The 3,378-nt window shown below is 36.4% G+C and carries 4 protein-coding genes; 3 read left to right on the top strand and 1 reads right to left on the bottom strand.

What is annotated here, in order from left to right; all coding sequences use genetic code 11:
- On the bottom strand, positions 1 to 471 hold a 471-nt coding region (locus tag DYY66_RS04650; RefSeq protein ID WP_166286641.1), incomplete at its 3' end, for a hypothetical protein.
- 57 nt (positions 472 to 528) lie between these two features.
- Here DYY66_RS04650 and DYY66_RS04645 point away from each other — a divergent pair.
- The 3 genes from DYY66_RS04645 to DYY66_RS04635 form a co-directional block, all read left to right on the top strand.
- Positions 529 to 1,881: a nucleotide sugar dehydrogenase gene (locus DYY66_RS04645; protein WP_166286639.1), complete on the top strand. Its 1,353-nt coding sequence runs from the start codon at positions 529 to 531 to the stop codon at positions 1,879 to 1,881.
- A 23-nt stretch (positions 1,882 to 1,904) separates the two neighbouring features.
- Positions 1,905 to 2,849: an NAD-dependent epimerase/dehydratase family protein gene (locus tag DYY66_RS04640; protein ID WP_166286637.1), complete on the top strand. Its 945-nt coding sequence runs from the start codon at positions 1,905 to 1,907 to the stop codon at positions 2,847 to 2,849.
- A gap of 1 nt (position 2,850) precedes the next feature.
- A partial coding sequence (locus DYY66_RS04635) for a glycosyltransferase family 4 protein (protein WP_166286635.1) occupies positions 2,851 to 3,378 on the top strand: 528 nt, incomplete at its 3' end.

Here is a 3,378-nt window from a genome sequence, read left to right as displayed (position 1 = left end):
TTTTCTTTCTAGCATGTCAAAAAGCCATCTTGACGAGTCTCTTGCAGATTCTAGAAATCTTTTGTCTCTTGTCTGTTGATACAACTCGCATAGTGCGCCTACACATACACCGTTTGGATATGAATGAAATGTCTCAAAAAAACTTTCAGAGTCTGGATAGAACCTATCATAAAATGCACCATTTGTTTTTGTATTGTCTTTGACTTGGCCTAACAATATGGATTCACCTGTTTTTTTGGCAAGCTCAAGAAACTTGGGATCATTGTACCATTTGTATAATTTTAACAACAAGTTTATTCCATATCCGGATATCTCGTAAAAAATGAAAGGCTTGTCTGTATCTCTCATTGGTTTTGTTGTATTTTGGAATCCATAAAATCCTGATCTTGCTTTGGTCTTTGAATCGTCAATTGATGAAGAACTGAGAAGAAATTTTGTTGCGTTATCTAGAGCCAATTGCATATCTTTCATTTATTTCAAAGTTTGAATTGACCCATAATATATTATAGGTTGACAGGCGACTCTAGAATGAAATCTATGCCAAGTAATTTGTTGTCAAAGATTGAAAAACATGAAGCAAAAATCTGTGTAATCGGGCTTGGTCAAGTTGGCTTGCCAACTGCACTGACCTTTTGTCAATCTGGATTTGATATAACAGGACACGACATAAACAAGGACCTTCTAGCAGCTTTGAACCAATCCAAAGCACCATTTGAGGAAAAAGGTCTTGATGAACTACTCAAGTCATGTGTAGCATCAAAAAGATTTCATACTGATCCTAACATTGAAGACTCGGTAAGAAATGCCGATGTCATAATAGTATGCGTGGCAACCCCACTTACTAGTGGAATAATGCCTGATCTGTCGTATCTTGAAAAAGCATGTCAATCCATCTCTGAGATGTCTCTTGAAAATAAACTTGTGATTATAGAGAGTTCAATTTCTCCTGGAACCTTCAAAGGGTTGATTCTGCCAATGCTTGAGAAACGGTTCAAACTTGGAACACATTTTTGGGCTGCATTTGTACCAGAAAGATTAGCACCTGGTACTGCATTGTCTGAAATAAAAACTACACCGCGTGTTATTGGATATGTCGATGAAGAATCATCACATCTTGCTGCTTCTCTTTATGGGAAAATGGTGAACTCTCAAATAGTCTCAACTTCTGTGGAAGTAGCAGAAATATCTAAGCTGGTGGAAAATGCATTTAGAGATGTTAACGTTGCATTTGCAAATGAAGTAGGATTGATCTGCGAAAATTATGGAATTGATGTTGCAGAATTGATCAAAGTATGCAATTCACATCCTCGGGTAAAACTTCTCCAGCCAGGACCTGGAGTTGGGGGACCATGTCTTCCAAAGGATCCATATCTTTTACTTAATCCACCGGGGAAAAAAAAGATTGAATCTGCTATTATACTTGATTCCAGAAAAATTAACGATAACATGCCGTTTCATGTGGTAAATCTTGTAATTGATGCTCTTATGGAGCAAGGCAAAAAGATATCCGAATCAACAGTACTTGTACTTGGAGTGTCATACAAGGCAAATGTAAGTGACACTAGGTTTTCTCCTTCAAAAGATATTGTAACTCAACTTGGCAAAAATGGATGTAATGTAATTGTACATGATCCAAAAAGCAAGGAAACCTTTGGAGGTCAAAGAACTGAAAACATGTGGGAATCATTGTCTCAATCAGATGCTTTGGTTCTAGTAACAGATCATGACGAATTCAAGAATTTGGACCTTGCTAAAATAAAACAGACCATTAGAACCCCAATTATAATTGACACTAGGCGAATATTTTCAAGAAATCAGGCGGAAGGGCTTGGAATAAAATACATCTCGGTGGGTTATACAAAAACCCTCAAAGATAAATGAAGCAGGACAAGTCATCTTATATGATGAGTCTTAAGGGAATCAACGTACTTGTAACTGGGGGAAACGGAGCAGTAGGATGTAATCTAGTAAACAGACTTCTTGAGCAAGACTGCAAGGTAACAGTTCTGGATGATTTTTCACAAAGTGGAACTGGAAACCTGAAAAAACACCAAAACCTTGTTGTTATAAAAGGAGATATCACAGACAACAAATCACTGTTCAAGGTATTTTCCAAGAAATTTGACTATGTATTTCACTTGGCAGCAAGGTTTGCAAATGAACTCTCTGTAAAAGACCCGCTTGAAGACTTGCGAGTCAATGTTCAAGGAACACTTCAGATGTTGCTTTACGCATCAAAACAAAAACCCGAGAGGTTTCTTTACACATCTTCTTCATCACTTTATGGTCATCAACAAAATTCTGTAATGAAAGAAGATCTGATGCCAAACCCATCTACTCCATATGCTACAAGCAAACTTACTGCTGAATATTACTGCAAATCAATTCATGAGCTATATGGCATGGACTATACAATAGTTAGACTCTCAAACTCTTATGGTCCGCATGATCCTCCTGGACGATATAGAAATGTAATACCAAATTTTTTTGAAAATGCAATACATGAAAAACCGCTCACCATAACTGGTACAGGAAAAGAGACACGCGACTTTACTTTTGTTGAAGATTGTGTTGAAGGTATAATTCTTGCAGCTACTAAAAAGGGAGGCAAAAATGAGACTTTTAATCTCGGAACAGGAAAAGAGACGCAGATCCATGATATTACCAAATTAATTCTAGATATCACTAGAAGTAAGTCAACAATAAATTACAAGCCAATGCGAAGCTTTGATCATGTGAAACGAAGAAAAATGGATATATCAAAAGCAAAAAGAATGATTGGATATGATCCTTCAACTTCAATTGAGCAAGGACTAGAAAAAACATATGAATGGTTCCTGAATTGTTAAGGTGATTTGTATCAACATACTTGTCTTTTGCAATGTAGATCTCTCACAAAAATGGGGTGACTATGCGCGAGTCTTTTCTCTGATGAGTGCTTTTTCAAATCTTGGAAACAAGGTCTTTATTGTAATAATAAGACCTGAGCCAAAATCTCCAAGAATTTCTCATTTTAAAGAAAATGGGCTTGACGTAATTGAGATTCATCCGTCAAGTATAATGAAATTTCAAGGAAAACGAGGTGTTGGAAAATATCTTAACTATTTATCAATTCTTCCTGCGGCATCTAAAATTGCTTCAAAAATTATCAAAGAACATGGTATAGAATATGTATACGCGTACATGCCTGGAATTGGAAGTTCGCTTCCTGCAATGAGGGTGCAATCAAAACATAAAATAAAATTTGTACTTGATTTTGCAGACCTGCATGTTTTTGTCAGGCCAAAGAAAATAGCAGATTCAGCATTTCAAAAAGCAGACAAGATAGTTGCAATAACAAATTATCTCAAAGAAGACTTGCTAAAGAGAGACGTTCCT

The organism is Candidatus Nitrosotalea sp. FS (assembly GCF_011319475.1).
GTDB lineage: Archaea > Thermoproteota > Nitrososphaeria > Nitrososphaerales > Nitrosopumilaceae > Nitrosotalea.
The sequence above is the reverse complement of the archived record's forward strand: the minus strand, read 5'-3'. Positions and strand labels throughout refer to the sequence as shown.